Source organism: Nonomuraea turkmeniaca (genome assembly GCF_005889735.1).
Lineage (GTDB): Bacteria > Actinomycetota > Actinomycetes > Streptosporangiales > Streptosporangiaceae > Nonomuraea > Nonomuraea turkmeniaca.
Genome location: NZ_VCKY01000085.1, coordinates 22,029 through 40,217, shown reverse-complemented (window position 1 = coordinate 40,217; position 18,189 = coordinate 22,029). Strand labels below are relative to the sequence as shown.

Annotated in this window: 11 protein-coding genes; 6 read left to right on the top strand and 5 right to left on the bottom strand. The window is 70.7% G+C overall.

Going from position 1 to position 18,189, the window contains the following annotated elements:
* Positions 1-72 precede the first annotated feature (72 nt).
* Complete coding sequence (locus ETD86_RS24455) at positions 73-678, bottom strand: DUF4328 domain-containing protein (protein WP_170223244.1); 606 nt, start codon at positions 676-678, stop codon at positions 73-75.
* Between the two features lie 282 nt (positions 679-960).
* Here ETD86_RS24455 and glgB point away from each other — a divergent pair, with 282 nt between their 5' ends.
* The 4 genes from glgB (at position 961) to ETD86_RS24435 (ending at position 8,280) form a co-directional block, all read left to right on the top strand.
* The gene (gene glgB, locus ETD86_RS24450) at positions 961-3,114 is read left to right on the top strand and encodes a 1,4-alpha-glucan branching protein GlgB (RefSeq protein ID WP_138668495.1); all 2,154 of its coding nucleotides are present in this window, start codon (positions 961-963) and stop codon (positions 3,112-3,114) included.
* A 96-nt stretch (positions 3,115-3,210) separates the two neighbouring features.
* The gene (locus ETD86_RS24445) at positions 3,211-5,106 is read left to right on the top strand and encodes a S8 family peptidase (protein WP_138668494.1); all 1,896 of its coding nucleotides are present in this window, start codon (positions 3,211-3,213) and stop codon (positions 5,104-5,106) included.
* Between the two features lie 212 nt (positions 5,107-5,318).
* Positions 5,319-6,752: a S8 family peptidase gene (locus ETD86_RS24440; protein ID WP_170223243.1), complete on the top strand. Its 1,434-nt coding sequence runs from the start codon at positions 5,319-5,321 to the stop codon at positions 6,750-6,752.
* Between the two features lie 169 nt (positions 6,753-6,921).
* A complete protein-coding gene (locus ETD86_RS24435; RefSeq protein WP_138668492.1) occupies positions 6,922-8,280 on the top strand; it encodes a S8 family peptidase in 1,359 nt (452 codons plus the stop codon).
* Between the two features lie 56 nt (positions 8,281-8,336).
* Here ETD86_RS24435 and ETD86_RS24430 read toward each other — a convergent pair whose 3' ends face one another.
* A complete protein-coding gene (locus tag ETD86_RS24430; protein WP_211370273.1) occupies positions 8,337-9,776 on the bottom strand; it encodes an AAA family ATPase in 1,440 nt (479 codons plus the stop codon).
* An 85-nt stretch (positions 9,777-9,861) separates the two neighbouring features.
* On the opposite strand from ETD86_RS24430, the gene sppA reads away from it, so the two are divergent.
* Complete coding sequence (gene sppA, locus ETD86_RS24425) at positions 9,862-11,559, top strand: signal peptide peptidase SppA (RefSeq protein WP_138668491.1); 1,698 nt, start codon at positions 9,862-9,864, stop codon at positions 11,557-11,559.
* A gap of 36 nt (positions 11,560-11,595) precedes the next feature.
* Here the strand turns inward: sppA and ETD86_RS24420 are convergent, their stop codons facing one another.
* On the bottom strand, positions 11,596-12,330 hold the full coding sequence (locus ETD86_RS24420; RefSeq protein ID WP_138668490.1) for an SDR family NAD(P)-dependent oxidoreductase: 735 nt from the start codon (positions 12,328-12,330) through the stop codon (positions 11,596-11,598).
* Between the two features lie 85 nt (positions 12,331-12,415).
* Here ETD86_RS24420 and ETD86_RS24415 point away from each other — a divergent pair, with 85 nt between their 5' ends.
* On the top strand, positions 12,416-13,399 hold the full coding sequence (locus tag ETD86_RS24415; RefSeq protein WP_246148111.1) for a helix-turn-helix transcriptional regulator: 984 nt from the start codon (positions 12,416-12,418) through the stop codon (positions 13,397-13,399).
* Positions 13,400-13,445: 46 nt separating this feature from the next.
* Here the strand turns inward: ETD86_RS24415 and ETD86_RS55385 are convergent, their stop codons facing one another.
* Both ETD86_RS55385 and ETD86_RS24405 read right to left on the bottom strand, forming a co-directional pair.
* Positions 13,446-15,275: a DJ-1/PfpI family protein gene (locus ETD86_RS55385; RefSeq protein ID WP_170223242.1), complete on the bottom strand. Its 1,830-nt coding sequence runs from the start codon at positions 15,273-15,275 to the stop codon at positions 13,446-13,448.
* Positions 15,276-15,361: 86 nt separating this feature from the next.
* Positions 15,362-18,106, bottom strand: coding sequence for a helix-turn-helix transcriptional regulator (locus ETD86_RS24405; RefSeq protein WP_170223241.1), 2,745 nt, complete (start codon positions 18,104-18,106; stop codon positions 15,362-15,364).
* Positions 18,107-18,189 lie beyond the last annotated feature (83 nt).

Sequence of the window (18,189 nt, the reverse complement as noted above, 5' to 3'; positions counted from 1 at the left end):
GCTGGGCAGGGAGGGGGCCGCGTCGGCAGTGTCCCGTGGCGCGGCCCTGCCGCTCGGGGAGCTCCCGCCCGGCTAGTCCGCCCGGTACGCGCCGGAGGCGGCGACCGCGGACCGGAGATTCTCCTGCGCGTCGGTGATCTTGCGGATGACGACGATGGCCAGCACGGCGGCCACCAGCATCAGCGACACGCTGACCACGTCGAACCGCGCGGCCGCGGCGATCTCGTCCAGCTCCTCGGCGTCGAAGAGCAACCGCGAGCCGACGTTCGCCACCAGGGTGCCGCTCAGCCAGGCCGCCCACCAGGCGTGGAACACACCCTTGGGAGCCGAGTAGCTGCGGGCGGAGGCGTCCCAGATGTCGTCCACGATCTGCTTCGGGAACCAGAACGAGACGATCGGCACGAACCAGCCGAAGATCAGCCAGGGCGTGGCGCGCCGGTGCCCGTCCGGCACGAGGATCTCCGCGTTCGCCCTGACCCTGAAGAGCCAGACCAGGAACGCCACGATCACGACGACGTACACGACGGTCTCGAGGATGCCGGACAGCCCGTAGATGAGATCGCCCGCGGTGACCTCCTCGTCGCTCACCGAGTCCGGGGCGGCGATCATGCGGTCGACCAGGGCCGCGTACCACAAGTCGATCACGGCGACGACGATGCCCACGAGTGAGTCGCACACCAGCGCCACCACCGCGAAGATCGCTGGACCGCGGACCGGGCGTAATGGCGGGGATGGTGGTGGGTATCCAGGTGGATGCGGATACATGGCTCGAACCTTTCTGGAGGGGGCGACCGAGCAGCGCACCAGTATGTCGAGCCAAGAGCATGGAAAGGATCAGTTATCCCTTCCGGCGTCACGTCGTGATGAAGCCGGGATTTTGCACTTTCTGTGATTGTCTCGGTGAAAGCGGGCAGTGCCTGGGATGGACGGTCATCATAGGGCAAGGTTGGGAGCATGCCGATGAGGACAGAGCTCGACCGCCTCGCGGGCGGGGCGCACCACGACCCCCACTCGGTGCTCGGAGCGCACCCTGTCGCCGGTGGGGTGGTCTTCCGTGCGCTGCGCCCGCTCGCCGAACGGGTCAGGGTGGTGCTGGAGGACGGCACTGCCCACGACATGAAACACCAGGCCCACGGGGTGTTCGAGGTGACGGTCCCCGGCCTGGACAAGGTGCCCGACTACACGCTCAGCGTCAAGTACGCCGGCGCGGAGCCGCACACCTTCCAGGACCCGTACCGGCACTGGCCGACGCTGGGCGAGGTGGACCTGCACCTCATTGGCGAGGGGCGGCACGAGCGGCTGTGGGAGGCGCTCGGCGCTCGGGTGATGGAGCATCAGGACGTCGACGGCACCGCGTTCTCCGTCTGGGCGCCGAACGCGCGCGGCATCAGGGTCGTCGGCGACTTCAACCACTGGGACGGCGCCGCCTACCCGATGCGGTCGCTGGGCCGGTCGGGGGTGTGGGAGCTGTTCATTCCCGGGTTGAGGCCGGGCGAGCGGTACAAGTACCAGATCCTCGGTGCGGACGGCATATGGCGTGACAAGGCCGACCCGATGGCCAGGCGGACGGAGGTGCCGCCGATGACGGCCTCCGTCGTGGACAAGTCCTCCTACAGCTGGGCCGACGATGCCTGGATGACGGACCGGCCGGAGAAGCACCAGCAGGCCGAGCCGATGAGCGTTTACGAGGTGCACCTGGGGTCGTGGCGGCCGGGGCTGACGTACGTGGAGCTGGCCGACCAGCTGTCGGAGTACGTCGCCGACATGGGGTTCACGCACGTGGAGCTGCTGCCGGTGGCCGAGCACCCGTTCGGCGGGTCGTGGGGTTACCAGGTGACGTCGTACTACGCGCCGACGGCCAGGTTCGGCACCCCTGACGAGTTCCGGCACTTCGTGGACCGCATGCACCAGCGGGGCATCGGCGTGGTGCTGGACTGGGTGCCCGCGCACTTCCCGATGGACGACTGGGCGCTGGCGCGGTTCGACGGCACCCCGCTGTACGAGCACGCCGACCCGGCCAGGGGCGAGCACCCGGACTGGGGCACGTACGTCTTCGACTTCGGCCGCAGGGAGGTGCGTAACTTCCTGGTCGCCAACGCGCTCTACTGGCTCAAGGAGTTCCACATCGACGGGCTACGGGTGGACGCGGTGGCGTCGATGCTCTACCTGGACTACTCGCGCCGCGAGGGCGAGTGGACCCCGAACGTCTACGGCGGCAGGGAGAACCTCGACGCGGTCGACTTCCTCAAGGAGATGAACGCCGTCTGCTACCGGGAGGCGCCCGGCATCTCGACCGTGGCGGAGGAGTCGACGGCCTGGCCCGGGGTGTCGCGGCCGGTGCACCTGGGCGGGCTCGGGTTCGGGTTCAAGTGGAACATGGGCTGGATGCACGACACGCTTGAATACCTGCGCCATGAGCCGGTCTTCCGCCAGTATCACCACCACCAGATGACGTTCTCGCTGCTGTACGCGTACTCCGAGAACTACGTGCTGCCGCTGTCCCACGACGAGGTCGTGCACGGCAAGGGGTCGCTGCTCGGCAAGATGCCCGGCGACGAATGGCAGCGGTTCGCGCAGTTGCGGGCGCTGCTGGCGTTCATGTGGGCGCATCCGGGCAAGCAGCTGCTGTTCATGGGCGGCGAGTTCGGCCAGGGCTCCGAGTGGTCGGAGGAGCGCGGGCTGGACTGGTGGGTGCTGGAGTTCGACGGGCACCAGGGCGTGCAGCGGCTGGTCCGCGACCTGAACCGGATCTACAAGGAGACCCCGGCGCTCTGGCAGCAGGACGCCTCGCCGGACGGGTTCCGGTGGATCGACGCCGACGACTCGGCGGGGAACACGTTCTCGTTCGTCCGCTACGCGAACGACGGGTCCGCGGTGGCGTGCGTGGTCAACTTCAGCGGCGGGCCGCACGAGAACTACCGGCTCGGGCTGCCGTACGCGGGGCGGTGGGAAGAGGCCGTCAACACCGACGCCTACGACTACTGGGGCAGCGGTGTGGGCAACATGGGGGAGGTCGAGGCGGTCGTGGAGGCGTACCACGGGCTCCCGTACTCCACCACGCTCCGGGTGCCGCCGATGGGCGCGGTGTGGCTCACGCACCAGGGAACGCTCTGAACATCCGCTGAAAGTTCGGTGGGAAACCGGGCCAGGGCCTGTGCCTGCCCGGCAAATCCCCATAAACTCCGAGATCATCCCCTCGGAGGAAGACGCGTGCGACTTCGCCACCTGATCGTGTGCTCGATCGCCCTGGCCCTGATGCCGTTATCCGGCCCGGCCTACGCAGACGATCCGACACCGACCCCAGCGCCCAGTAGCACCATCCCCGCTCAGGACAAGGTCGAGGAGGGCTTAGCCGTCGACGGCGGCACCGAGCGGGCCATCGTCGAGTTGACCGACCCCGCGCAGAACGAGCCCGTGGCGAGCCAGGCGGCCGCCGAGAGCGTGGACGTGCTGCTGCGGCCGCAGAACCAGTCGTTCATGGTCGTCGAGGGCACCGCGGAGGAGCTGGCCAAGCTGGCCGAGGACCCGCGGGTCACCTCGATCCACCGGGACAGGACGTACACGCCCGCCGACGTCTCCCCCAACCTCAAGCTGATCGGCGCCGACCAGGCCCACGGCAAGGGCTTCACCGGGACCGGCCAGGCGGTGGCCGTGCTCGACACCGGCATCGACCGCGACCACCCGTGGTTCGGCAACCGGATCGTGGCCGAGGCGTGCTTCTCGGCCGTGGAGAGCGGCGTGGAGTCGCTCTGCCCGAACGGGCAGCCGGAGCAGATCGGGGCCGGAGCGGCCGACGCCATGACGGCGAAGTGTCTGGCCGGCGGGACGAACCTGTGTGAACACGGCACCCACGTCGCGGGCATCGCGGCCGGCACGGGCGGTGTGGCGCCGGGCGCCGGCATCGTGGCGGTGCAGGTCTTCAGCCGGGTCAACGACGAGGACGTCTGCGGTGAGCCGTCGTGCCTGCTGGCCTTCGAGTCGTCGCTGCGGCTGGCCATGGACTACGTGGCCGGGCTGACCCAGCCGCTCGCCGCGGTGAACCTGAGCCTGGGCGGCATGGTGTCGGAGACCGAGTGCGACGCCGGCGAAGAGGGCACGATCTTCAAACCGAAGATCGACGCGCTGCTGGCCAAGGGCATCGCGACCGTGGTGGCCGCGGGGAACGAGTTCTTCGAAGGGGCGTCGTACCCGGCCTGCATCTCCTCGGCGGTGGCCGTCGGGGCGAACGACGGAAGCGACGCCATCGCGGACTTCTCCAACCGGGGCGCGCTGGTGGACCTGTTCGCGCCGGGCGTGGACGTCGAGTCGTCGGTGCCGGACAACGTGACGGCCGTCCACAGCGGCACGTCGATGGCCACGCCGCACGTGGCCGGAGCCCTGGCGCTGATGAAGCAGGCCGCTCCCCAGACGGCGATGCCCGATCTGATCAACACGTTGAAGACGACCGGCCGGCCGTACGTGTACCAGGCCAACGGCGCGCAGGTCACCACGCCGCGCCTGGACCTGGCCGCGGCACTGGCCGGGGCGACGCCGCAGCCGCCCATCACGCAGATCCCGGTCGCTCCGCCGGAGCCCGGCCCCACGGAGAGCGGCCCGAGCCCCGAACCTTCCGACGAGCCCACGGACATCCCCACCGACGACCCTTCCGATGAGCCGTCGTCGTCCACCTCGCCGATCCCGCTGCCGACCGTCACGGTCACGGTGACCGTCACGCCGACGCCGGCGACCACGGCCGCGGTCTGCACACGCGGCACCGCCGCCACGAAGATGCAGGCCAAGGCGTGGGCCGTGGAGATCCACCGCAGCAGCGGCACGATTCCCGACGCCACGCTGACCTGCTACCTGAAGCTGATCAGCAAGTCGAGCAAGGTGTTCCCCGAGCTGACGAAGGCGTCGTCGCTGGGCAAGGCGTACCGGGTGCTGAAGAACACCAAGACCGGAAAGGCCAAGCTCGACAGCGCGCTGCTGACGGCCTGGCTGAACTGGGCGCACGGCACGAACGGCACCACGACGCTGACCGCCGCCGAGAAGGTGCGGCTGAGCAGCAAGCCGTCCGCGGCGGCGCTGAAGAAGGCGACGAAGAATGTCCTCAAAACCGTCAAGTAGGTAATTACATGAAGAGCCGGTCAGTGACCTGACCGGCTCTTCTCTTGGCCGCAATAAAGCAAAAGAGCCTCCAACGTTTATCTGGGTCACATACGTCACTGACATCACAGTTGTCGCAGGTGGGGATGTATGCGGCTGTACGCAAGCCGGGAGCCGGAAAAGCTTCACGGCTCCAGCCTCAGCCACGTCACAGCCGCTCCTCGGAGGAAACAGTGAGGCTACGGTCCTTGCTGGTCAGCGCGACCGCGCTGGCCACCGCATCCGCCGTGCTCTGCACGACCCCGGCGCTCCGCGCCGACGCCACCGACACGCCCAGCAGCGCCGAAACCGCCGACACGCCGGGCCCGCCTGCCACGCCCGAGTCGACCGGCCCGCTCATCAGTCCCACGCTCGTCAGCGAGATCCAGGCCAAGACCAGGGTCCGCTCCATCATCCAGCTCAAGCCCGGCCAGAGCGTCGAAGCCGTCGCCAGCGACCTCGAACAGGCCTCCGAGGGCAGCCGGGTCCTGGAGTCGGCAGCGTCGCCGAACTTCTTCGTCGCCGAAGTGGATCGACTGACGCTCGCCAAGCTCCAGCAGGACGGCCGCGTCCACTCGGTCTACAAGGACGAGTTGCACCCGCCCACCCTCGACGCCAGCACCGCCCTCATCCGCTCGAACCGGGCGAACAGCGCAGGCTGGACCGGCAGGGGCACGACGGTCGCCGTTCTCGACACGGGCATCGACCGCGACCATGGCTTCTTCACCCGCCGGCTGGTGCACGAGGCGTGCTTCTCCTCGTCCGACGCCAGCGACGGCACGGTCTCGCTCTGCCCGAACAACCAGCCCAGCCAGACGGGCGCGGGCGCGGCGGACGCGGAGACCGCGCAGTGCATGGTCAACGGGACGAGCGCCTGCTCCCACGGCTCGCACGTGGCCGGCATCGCGGCAGGCAAGATGGCCACCGGCGCCCCCGCCAACGGGGTCGCGCCGGAGGCCGGCATCCTGGCCATCCAGGTCTTCAGCCGCGTGGACAACCCGCTGACCTGCATGATCGGCGGCACCATGCCGCCGTGTTTCCTGAGCTACACCTCCGATCAGAAGCTGGCGCTCGAGTACGTGGCCAGGGTGGCCAGGACGTACAACGTCGCGGCGGTGAACATGAGCCTGGGCGGCGGCGGCCCGCACACCGCCGCGTGCGACGGCAACGCCAGCGCCGCCGCGGTCAAACCGGAGTTCGACACGCTGGTGGGACTGGGCGTGGCGCCGGTGGTGGCGGCCGGCAACAACGGCTTCTCGAACGGCGTCGCCGCCCCCGCCTGCATCTCCACCGCCATCGCCGTGGGCGCCACGGATGACGCCGACGCGCTGGCCTCCTTCACGAACCGGGGGCCGCTGGTGGACCTGTTCGCGCCAGGCGTACGCATCAACTCGGCGGTGCCCGGCGGGGCGTACAGCGAGAAGAGCGGCACGTCGATGGCCGCGCCGCACGTGGCGGGCATGTTCGCGCTGCTGAAGCAGGCCTTCCCCCAAAACTCGGTCGCGCAGAACCTGCAGCGGCTGCAGGGCACCGGCACGGTCATCCAGTACAACGCCGGAGGCACCCCCACGATCACGTCGCGAATCGACGCCGAGCGCGCCACCGCCGGCGCACGCGCCGCCGCGTGATCCGTGGAGGGCGACGCGCAAGGGCCGGCCGGATTCCGGCCCTTCCACATGTCGGGAAATCACCGCATACAGAACAAGAAGCGGTAACGGAACCCACCCGCCCCTCTGACATCAACGGTCCGATTACTACACTCCTGGAGCAAACGCCCCCTGACCCCCGGAGGAGCAGTTGAGACTCCCGTCTCTGCTGGCCGGCGCGATCGTGTTAGCCGCCACCTCGGCCACGCTCGGCGCCACACCCGCGTTCGCCGACCCAGGGTCCAAGATCGACCCTCAGATCACGGCGACCGGCGAGCACCGCGCCATCGTCCGCGTCCAGCAGCCCACTCAGGTCAAGTCAGCGCAGGCCACCGCGGAACAGGTCAAGCAGGACAGGAAGAACGTCTCCGCGGAGCCGCCCTCCGAGGTCGCCGGCAAACTGGACTTCTTCGTCTACCGCGGCACCCGTGCCGAGCTCGAGAAGATCGCCGAGCAGGCCGACGTCGTCTCCATCCGCAAGGACAAGCTCAACGAGCCCACGCTGGTGCAGAGCATCCCGCTGATCGAGGCCGACAAGGCGCACCGGCGGGGGTACACGGGCAGTGGCACGGCCGTCGCCATCCTCGACACGGGCATCGACAAGGACCACCCCGCCTTCGGCGACCGCATCGTGAGCCAGGCCTGCTTCTCGGCCTCCGACCCCGCCGACGGCTCCACACCGCTGTGCCCGAACGGCAGCCAGTTCCAGATCGGCGACGGGGCCGCGGACGCCGAGACCGCGGCGTGCATGACGGGGGCGCCGCAGCCGCAGTACGGCCTGTGCTACCACGGCACGCACGTGGCGGGCATCGCGGCCGGCCAGGCCACGAGCGGCCTCGCCGCCAACGGCGTCGCCCCGAAGGCCGAGATCATCCCCGTCCAGGTCTTCAGCCGCTTCGAGAACTCGCCGTACTGCGCGGGCCGCCCCGTCTGCGTCCTGGCGTACGACTCGTCGATCCTGACCGGGATGGCGTACGCGGACATGCTGGCCGACCAGCACAACCTGGCCTCGGTGAATCTGAGCCTGGGCGGCGGCAAGTACGAAACGGCCTGCGACGAGGGGGACGGGGCCGACTTCAAGGCCGAGGTGGACAAGCTCCTGGCCAAGGGCGTGGCGACCGTGGTGGCTTCGGGCAACAACGGCTACGACGCGTCGGTGTCCTGGCCGGCGTGCGTCTCCAACACCGTCGCAGTGGGCGCCACGGACAAGCAGGACGCCGTGGCCGCGTTCTCCAACCGCGGCCCCCTGCTGGACGTCTTCGCCCCCGGGGTGACCATCACGGCGGCCATCGTGGGCGACTCGTACGCGGCCCTGAGCGGCACCTCGATGGCCACCCCCCACGTGGCGGGCGCCTTCGCCCTCTTGCACCAGAAGCACCGCCGGGCAGGAGTGGACCAACTCCTGGAAGCCCTGAAGAGCACCGGCAAGCCGATCACTTACCCCAGCGCAGGCGCTGAGGTGACAACCCCCAGGATCAACGTCTACGCCGCGCTCCGCAGCCGCCTCTGACGGTCACAAGGGGTGGGTCGCCCACGCGCACCCACCCCTTGCCGGCGCGACCGGTGTCACGCGTAGAGGTCCTCCGGACCGATCAGGCGGACCTCCCCAGGAATGTCCTCCTGGAAGCCTGCTCCGCCGTAGCAGGCGAGCACCGTGCCGCTGGTGTCGTATCCCTTGACCGACAGCAGGTCGCGCGCTCGCCGGAGCCGTTCCACGCGCCTTGCCGTCATCACCGTGTCCCACTTGACCTCTCCCAAGGACAGCACGCGCCGCGGTCGCCCCTGCTCCTCCGGACCGAGAACCGCCACGTCGATCTCAATCTGCGTCCTATTGGCCGGGTCCGCGATGGTGCCGGCCGCCACCTCTCCGGGAGACTCGCCGAATACCTCACGCCCGGCGCGCATGGCCCACTCCCTGCACAGGCTCTCGAAGTGCGGCCCGACCACCTGAGACAGGAATCTCGCGCGGGAATCGCGCCAGGCCGGCTCGGACATGCCGCGTTCCAGCCGGGGCCACTCCCTCCGCATCACAGCCTCATAGAAGACGATCAACGGCTCGCAGATGCGGAAATGGGTCCTTCCCTTCCTGAAGGCGTCGGCCTCACGGACGATCAGGTGGGAGTCCTCCAGCACTGCGAGCGGATGCCCGATGTCCGGAGACTTCCGTCCCATGTAATTGGCGATGCCGCCCCGCGTGGCGTTCCCTGATGCGATCGCGCCGAGAACCGCGTGATACAAGGCCATGTCGCGGATGTCGGCCTCCTCGGCGAGCAGATAGCGGGCCTCCCGGAACAGCGGTCTGTGCCGATTGAGCACGGTCCGCACGACCCACGCGTCAAAGTCCTCCATCGATGCCGGGGCGTCGTCGACCACGAACTCGCGCCGGTACGCCGGGGTGCCACCCACGATGGAGTGGACCAGCACCGCCAGGCGCGGATCGTCGATCCCCCAGAACGTCGCCGATGCCCGATGGTCCAGCGGCCGCACCATCAGCTCAAGGCTCGCCCGCCCCCGCAGCGGCGCATTACCCGCGAGGAGGCCGCCCATCACGCCTATTGCTGAACCGCACAGCAGCAGGCGCGCACTGCCTCGCCGGGCATATCCGCCGGGGCCCAGAGCACGCTGGATCAACGAGGGCAGCGACGGTGACGCCTTGGTCAGGTAGGGGAACTCGTCGATCACGATGAGCCCTTCCTGGACGACGGTGAACAGTCGCTCCAGCGCCTCGTTCCAGTTCGCGAAGGCGAATCGTCCGCCTCCGACCCTCACGGCCAGCTCCTGGCCGAAGCGGGTCAGCGCCTCAGCCTCCGTCTCCTCCACCGCGCTGAAGATGAACCCTTCGACTTCCTGGACCAGAGCATCGAGAAGGAAGGTCTTTCCTTGGCGGCGTCTGCCGCTGACGATGCCAAGCCGCTCGTCCGGGCTCGGCGACGTGGCGAACCCGACCAGGGTCGCCCACTCCTCGTCCCGGTCGAAGACGTGCTCGGGCTTGACGGCCAGCTGCATAGTAGAACTATACACCTAAGGCATATACACCTTAGCTGTATAGTTCTAAGCCACATTTCGAAATGTGTCGCTTAGGGTGGCTTCTATGGACGCAGGCAAGGCGATCTTCGAAACCGTCGACAAGCTTCGCCAGCGGCGCACCGCCCCGCTGGTGCTGGAGCTCGATCTCACCGAGGGCATCACGGAAGGCCCGCCGACGGACCCGCTCGCCGCGGTGCTGTCCATGCGGAAGACGCGCCTTTCCGATGTCCTGTCCGGGCTGAAGCGGGCCAGGCAGGACTCCAGGGTCAAGGCGCTGATCGTGAAGATGGGGAGCACTCCCCTGGGCCTGGCCACGGTGCAGGAACTACGCCAGGCCGTGATCCAGTTCCGGTCCTCCGGCAAGCTGACCGTGGCGTTCGCCGAGACGTTCGGCGAGTTCGGCGGCGGCACCGTGCCCTACTACCTGGCCAGCGCGTTCGAGCGCCTCTACCTGCAGCCGAGCGGCGACGTCGGGCTGACCGGGGTGGCGCTGGAGCAGCGTTTCCTCAAGGGGGCGCTGACGAAGCTGGGGGTGGGGTTCGAGGCCGGGCAGCGGCACGAGTACAAGACCGCCCCCAACACCTTCACCCAGAACCACATGACCGAACCGCACCGCGAGTCCATGGGCCGCATCGTGGAGTCGGTCACCGAGACGATGATCGCCGGCATCGCCGACGGCCGCAGGCTGGACGCGGGCAAGGTGCGGGAGCTGATCGACCGGGGCCCGTTCACGGCCGCGGAGGCGCGGGAGGCCGGGCTGGTCGACGGGCTGGCGTACCGGGACGAGGTGTACGACGAGATCAAGCAGGCCGCGGGCGGCGAGGCGCACTTGCTGTACGTGTCCAGGTACGCCAAGGCCGCGGCCGTGCGGAAGCTGCCGCACCCGATGGCCGACGGGATCGCGCTCGTCCACGGCAGTGGCATGATCAAGGCAGGGCGGAGCGGCCGGAGCCCGCTCGGCGGTGGCGGGGCGATGGGCTCCGACACGATCAGCGGCGCCCTCAGGGCGGCCAGGCGCGACGAGCACATCAAGGCGGTCGTGTTCCGGGTGGACAGCCCCGGCGGCTCGTACGTGGCCTCCGACACCGTGTGGCGTGAGGTGTCGCTGACGCGCAAGGTGAAGCCGGTGATCGTCTCCATGGGCGACCTGGCGGCGTCCGGCGGCTACTTCGTGTCGATGGCCGCCGACGTGATCGTGGCCCAGCCGGGCACGTTGACGGGCTCCATCGGCGTGTACGGCGGCAAGCCCGTCTTCTCCGAATTGCTCGAAAAAATGGGGATAAGTTCGGAAATAGTGGCGGAGGGAGCTAACGCTGGGATGTTCTCCACGTCCCGCAGCTTCTCACCCGAGCAGTGGGAGCGCATCAACGCCTGGCTCGACCGCATCTACGACGACTTCGTGGCCAAGGTCGCCGAGAGCCGCAAGCTGACCCGCGAGCGTACCCACGAGCTGGCCCGCGGCCGGGTGTGGACCGGGGCCGACGCGCAGGCGAACGGGCTGGTGGACGAGCTGGGCGGGCTGGAGGACGCGCTGGCGCTGGCCAGAAAGCGTGCCGGGCTCAGCGACGATGCGCCTGTCCGCACGTACCCGCGGCTCAACCCGCTGGAGCGGCTGCGCGGGCCGGAGTCCAGCGAGGACAAGTCGGCGGCGCTGGCCAGGGTCCGGCTGGACGCCTGGGGCCCGCTCGCCCGCCTGTCCGCCGAGCTGGGCCTCCCGGCCGCGGGGCCGCTGATCCTGCCCGAGTGGTACACGATCCGCTGAATCAGCCCGCCAGGGCATCCCGGCGTCCTGAGGTCATCACACCAGGCCGCCGTCCGCTGTCAGGTTCTGGCCGGTCAGCCAGGCGGCGTCCGGGCTGACCAGCAGCGCGACCACGGCCGCGATGTCGGCGGGTGTGCCCACCCGGCCGAGGGCCGTCATGTGCGCGACCGAGGCCGCCGTCTCCGGCGGAACGGAGGCGCGCAGCATGTCGGTTTCGGTGGGCCCGGGCGACACCGCGTTGACCGTGATCCCGCGCCTCCCCAGCTCGCGGGAGGCGACCCGGGTGAGCTGCTCAATCGCCGCCTTGCTCGCGGCGTAGACCGACTCGCCCGCGCTGGGCCAGGCGGTGCCGGTGGAGGAGACGGTCACGATCCGGCCGCCGTCGGCCATCCTGCGGGCCGCCGCCTGCACCGCGAAGAACGCGCCGCGTACGTTGACCGCCATCACCCGCTCGAACACCTCTGTGGTCAGCTCGTCGATCGGCGTGTGGTCGATCACGCCCGCGCTGTTGACCAGCACCGACAGGGGCCCGGCAGTCTGGGCGGCGAACACCTCGTCCGCCGTGGCGAACAGCCGCTCCACCTGGCCGGGGTCGGCCGCGTCCGCGCGTACGGCGGTCGCCCGCCCGCCGCACGCCTCCTCCACCTGCCGGGCCGCCCGATCGTCGGCGACGTAACTGAACACCACGGTGGCGCCGTCACCCGCCAGCCGTTCCACTACGGCACGGCCGATCCCGCGCGATCCACCCGTCACCACTGCTGCCGCATGCATGAATCTCCCTTTCTGTTGCAGGAACCCTCACCATGGCAGCCCTCGCGGAAGCCGAACTTCCGCGAGGTGGGTAAGTCTGGATTTTGTGACCACGAGAGACCCCGCCGCACGGTTGCTGCGCCTGTTGTCGTTGCTCCAGTCGCGTACCGACTGGCCGGGCCCCGAGCTGGCGGACCGGCTCGGCGTCAGCACCAGGACCATCCGCTCCGACATCGAACGGCTCCGCGACCTCGGCTACCCGGTGTCGGCCACCTCCGGCACGGCGGGCGGCTACCGCCTGGGCCCCGGCGCCAGGCTGCCGCCCCTGCTGCTGGACGACGAGGAGGCCGTCGCGGTGGCGGTCGGCCTGCGTACGGCGGCGGCCCAGACGGTGGGTGGGATCGAGGAGACGTCGCTGCGCGCCCTGGCGAAGCTCGAACAGGTGCTGCCCGCCCGGCTACGCCCGCGTCTGGCCGCGCTGACCGCCTACACGGTGCCCGTGCCGGGTGGCGGCCCGCCCGTGGACTCCGGTGTGCTCGCCACGCTCGCCTCCGCGTGCCGGGACCGGCGACGGCTGCGGTTCGACTACCTCGACCACGACGGCAACGCCACCGTGCGCGACACCGAGCCGCACCGGCTGGTGTCGACCGGGCGCCGCTGGTATCTGGTGGCCTGGGACGTCGACCGCGACGACTGGCGCACGTTCCGGATCGACCGGCTCACGCCCCGGACCCCGATGGGGCCGTCCTTCCCCAGCCGGTGGATGCCGCCCGGTGACGCGATCGACTTCGTCACCAAGGGCGTGGCCTCGACGCTGGGCCCCTGCCGTACGGTCGCGACCGTGCGCGCACCGGCCTCGGCGGTCAGCGAGCGGGTGCCGCCGGTGGCCCGGGTCGAGCACCTCGACGACGAACGGTGCCTCCTGCACATCGGCGCGGCCACGCCGCTGACGCTGGCCGTGTACCTCGCGGCGCTCGGCCTGCCTTTCACCGTGGACGGGCCTGCGGAGTTGCTGGCGGCGCTGCGCCAGGTGGCGCGCCACTGCACGGGCGCCGTACCGGACGGCGGGGCCGCCCTCGCGGCGGACTGAACAGGCAGAAAGGCCGGGAGGGGTCTCGCCTCCCGGCCCATCGACATCACGACCCGCAGTGCGCGAGTTCGGCGGCCGACGCGTGGGGCGCATCCGGACGCCGGCCGGCCTCGCGGGACCTGGCGCGGATCCGGCGGAACACCATGCCGGTGGCGATCGCGACAGCGGCGCCCAGCAGCACGAGCACCACGAGGACGATGGTCGCCGCCCACGGCCAGGCGCTCCCCGTCAGCTTGACGTCCATCACCGGGTACTCCAGCGTCTTCGCCGCCCACCGGGCGGTCGCCACGTCATAGGTCTTCGCGATGTCCCGCAACACCGGGTCGAACGCGAACTCCTCGCCCACGTGGAGATACTCGGGCCGGAGCCCTCCGGTGGCCGCCGACGGCCCGTTGCCCGCCGCCTGACGCCGTGCGGCGTCGACGCCGGGAACGAGCAGGCGGTCGAGGTCCTCCGCGGCCGCCGCGAGCGTCGAGCGGGGGACGAACGTCAGGCCGTGCCTGGAGCGCACCGGTCCGTCCCCGATCGCGACGGTACGCCCGATCATGGACTGCTCGGTGTAGGTGATGAACGCGGAGGCGAGCTCCAGCTCACCGGTGCCGTCGACGAGCCGCACCCCGATGGTCGACGGCCCAGGCTGGTAGGAGGAGGTGAGCGAGACGACGGCCACGTCCTTGGCCTCGAAGCTGGACTCGGGGATCCGCGCGGCGACGCCAGGAGAGTAGTAACGCCAGTGGACCTTCTGCGCCGCCGCACGCGCGGTGTCCACGTCCACGAGCCGCTCGATGATCCGGAGGGCGCCGTCGATGCCGGACAACACACCGGCGGTGGTGATCACGTTTCCGTCGTCGACGTACCGCCGGCCACTCACCCACTGGACGTCGCCGAAGTCGGCGCGCAGCCCGGCCAGCCGCCACCAGTGGGACGTCGCGGGCCGGCCGTCCAGCAGCCCGCTCGCCGCGAGCGTGCGTGCCCCGTTGCAGACGCTGACGGTGATCGCGCCGGCCGCCGACTGCTGCCGCAACCACGCGGTGATCGACCCGAGCTCCGCGGGAGCCGTCTTGTTCAGCGCCGGGATCACGACGGCGTCGAGGGTGTCGCGCCGCTCGCCGAGCAGTTTTGCCAGCTCGTCGAAGGTCAGGTCTGGTACGAGGTCCAGGCCACCGGTCAGCGGCACCAGCCGAGTCCCGGACGAGACGACGTAGGCGTTCATCCGCCCGGTGCCCGCCAGCACCTCGTACGGCCCGAGCAGGTCGGCCACGTTGGTGCCGCTGCCGTTGGCCAGGAAGGCCACCGTGGGTTTGGCCGGGTCGTGGCCGGCCGCCTTCGACGCCGGCCGCACCGCGGCCACCTCGTCAGGGCGCGCCTTGTACTGGTCGCCGAACTTCCCGACCGTGTTCACCGCGGAGACCGCACCGGGGATCAGCAAGGCGACCAGCACGAGCGCCACCCGCCCGGCCCACTTCCGTGGGAAGCGGATCCGGTGCTGGTGGTGCGTGTACTCGTGCCGTCGCTTCAGCATGGCCAGGGCCATGAAGGCGAACATGAGCACGTGCCCGATCGACATCACCAGATGGCCGGGCAACACGCCGAACCAGTACGGAACGAGCAGAACGAGGAACGGCACGGCCATCGCCAGGCTCATCTCGGCGATGGCGGCCCGGCTGTGACGGCGGACCAGCATCCAGACCGCCATGCCGATGGTCATGTCGGCGACCATGGTCAGAGTGCCGACGTCGACCCGGGTGACGTCCGGCAGAACCGCGCTCCACACCGGACCGAGCAGCAACATCCCGAGGCTCATCGCGACGACCATCTCGATGTAGTGCCAGACGAAGCGGCCGACCAGGCGTCTCTTGCTGGGCTGGACTGTCATGACGGGGACCTCCTGACGTGTGGGGCGTGATGTCGCCAACGCTAGGAAGCCGGAGCGGCCGCCGAATCAGTGAAGTCGCCGGTCCTTCACGCGGGGCGTTCGGCCAGGACCAGCCTCATGAGCTCGGCTCGCGAGGTGATGCCCGCCTTCTGGAAGACCTTGCGCAGGTGGTAGTCCACGGTCCGCGGGCTGAGGAACAGCTGCGCGGCGATCTCCCGGTTGGTCAGCCCCTCGCCGACGGCCAGCGTGATGCGCAGCTCCTGCGGGGTGAGCGTGCTCAGGACACCCGCCTCGGGGGTACGCGCCGACTCCCCCGTGGCCCGCAGCTCGCCCAGCGCACGATCGGCCCAGGCGATCGCGCCGATGCGGCGGAAGTCGTCCGCCGCGCCGCGCAGGTGCCGCTGGGCCTCGGAGCGTCGCCGGTCCCGCCGCAGGTGCTCGCCGAGCAGCAGTTCGGTACGGGCGTGCTCCAGCGGCGCGTCGGACCTGGCGTGCAGGCGCAGGCTTTCCGCGTAGTGGACGTCGGCGTCGCCATCGGCGCTGACCAGCGCCCGGCAGCGAGCCGTGAGGGCGCCCAGCTCCGGCGCGGCGGTGTGCTCGGTCCACCGGGCGTAGCGTGCCGTGGCCGCGGCGGCCCGGTCGTGCTCGCCCGCGCGGACGAAGGCCTCGACGAGGTCGGGGACGACACCCATGGCCAGGTCCGGAGGCACGTCGGTGTCCCAGCCGCCGACCGCCTCGAACTGCCGCGCGGCCTCGCGGTGCCGGCCCGCGACCAGGTCGACGAGCCCGAGCGCCCGCCTGGCGTACGACATGGCGTCGGCCAGGTTGCGGCCACTCGCCTCGGCCAGCACCTCGGTGGCCAGGTCGGCGGCTTCCGGCCGGCCCCGGATGGCCGCGCACAGGGCCAGCAGGCCCTGGTGGCGGCAGGCCGTGTTCGGCTGGCCGACCTCGGCGGCGAACTGGCAGCCCTCCTCGGCGTACGCTTCGGCCAGCCCGAGCCGGCCGCGGGCGATCTCGTCGGCGGCCTGGTATTCGAGATTCCAGGCGAGCGCGCCGAGTGATCCGGTGTTGCGCGCCAGCTGCCCGGCCTTGCGGCACAGCCGCCTGCTCAGCTGGTAGTCGCCGAGCCGGCGGGCGATCGCCCCGGCCAGGGTCATCGTGACCGGATCGGTGAGCGACTCGACCGCGGCCCAGTCCCGCGGCCCGGGATCGCGTCCGGCGCCGGCCAGACAGGCGCCGTGCAGCAGCAACAACGCCGCGTCCCGCGGGTCATCCGGCTCCAGCGCCATCACGGGGCGCGGGTCGTCCGGCGCCTGCGTGACCTCGTCGAGCCAGCCCGCCAGGTCGGTCCACGCCTGTGGCCGGTTGACGCGGACGCCGAGGTCGGCGTACATCACGATGGTCGGGGCGAACAGGCGCCGGTCGATCCGCAACGCCCGCGGGATCCACGGCTTGATGAGGTCCATCGCGTCATCGGGCGAGCCGGCGAACTCGGCAACCGTCGCGCGGATCGCGGCCAGCGCGATCCGATCCGCCTCCTCCTGATGCGGCTCGCGCTCGGCGCGGTCGAGCAACTCCACGGCGGCGGCGGTGAATCCGCCCCCGATGGCGGCGAGCGCGGCGTTCCACCATCGCCGTCCCCGGCGGGGACCGTCGGCGGTGAGCTCGGCCGCCCGTGACAGCGCGGCCATGGCCGCGGCCGGGCCACCGCGCAGGGCCGCCTGCTCGGCCGAGCGCTCGAGTTGCTCGGCGGCCTGCTCGTCGTGGCCGGCGGCGGCATGGCCCAGGTGCCAGGCGCGGCGGTGCTGATCGGCGGGGGTGTCGAAGGCCGCGGCGAGAGCACGATGGATCGCGGCGCGCCGGTCGGCCGTGGCGCTGTGGTAGACCGCGGAGCGGATCAGCGGGTGCCGGAACACCAGCCGGCCCCCGTCGTACGTCAGCAGCTCGTCGAGCTCGGCGCGGTGCAGCGGGTCGGTGCCGATGCGCAGTGACGCGGCCGCCTTCTCGATGGTGCCGACGTCGCCCGAGCCGTCGGCGGCGACCAGCTGGAGCAGCGGCACTGACGCGGCGTGCCGCGCCTGGATCTTGACCAGGAACGAGCGTCGCAGCTCGTCCGTCATGGCCGGCGGCTCCTGCGTGCCCTCAGGTGGCACCTCCTTGCCCGCGAGTTCGAGCAGGGCCAGAGGGTTGCCGCCGGTGGCGGCCAGGAGGTGGTGCCGCTCGGCGTCGGTCAGGCGCCGCCCGCCGGCGTGCTCGGCGAGCAGCGCGTCGGCCGCGTCCGGGCCGAGCCCCATGAGCGGGACGCGGCGCAGGTGGGGCAGATCGGTGGCGTGTCCCTCGTCGGCACGCGCGGCCAGCGCCAGCACGATGGGCTCGTTGTCCAGCCGGCGGGCGACGAACGCCAGCGTCTTCAGCGTCGGCTGATCCGCCCAGTGCGCGTCGTCGACCACGCACAACACCGGCTTCTCGCCCGCCAGCAGGGACAGCAGCGACAGGGCCGACAGCGCCACCAGGAACGCGTCGGGCGGCGCGCCGTGCGCCCGCCCGAACAGGATGTGCAGGGCCTGCGCCTGCGGACCGGGCAGCTCGTCGACCGATCCGAGCACGGGGAGCAGGAGCTGGTGCAGTGTCGCGTAGGCGAGATCGGCCTCAGGCTCGACGCCGACCGCGCGCAGCACCTGGAAGCCGGCGGCTCGCTCCGCGGCGTACGACAGCAGCGCGGTCTTGCCGATGCCCGGCTCGCCGTGCAGGACGACCCCGCCGCCGTGCCCCTCGGCGGCGTGCCGCAGTAACGACTCGAGCAGCTCCGTCTCGGCGTCTCTCCCCAGCACACGCCGAGCATAGAAAGACCCCGCACCGGTGACAACGTGCTCGCGGACCGGCGACTTCACTGATGCGGACCGGGCGGCCGGGT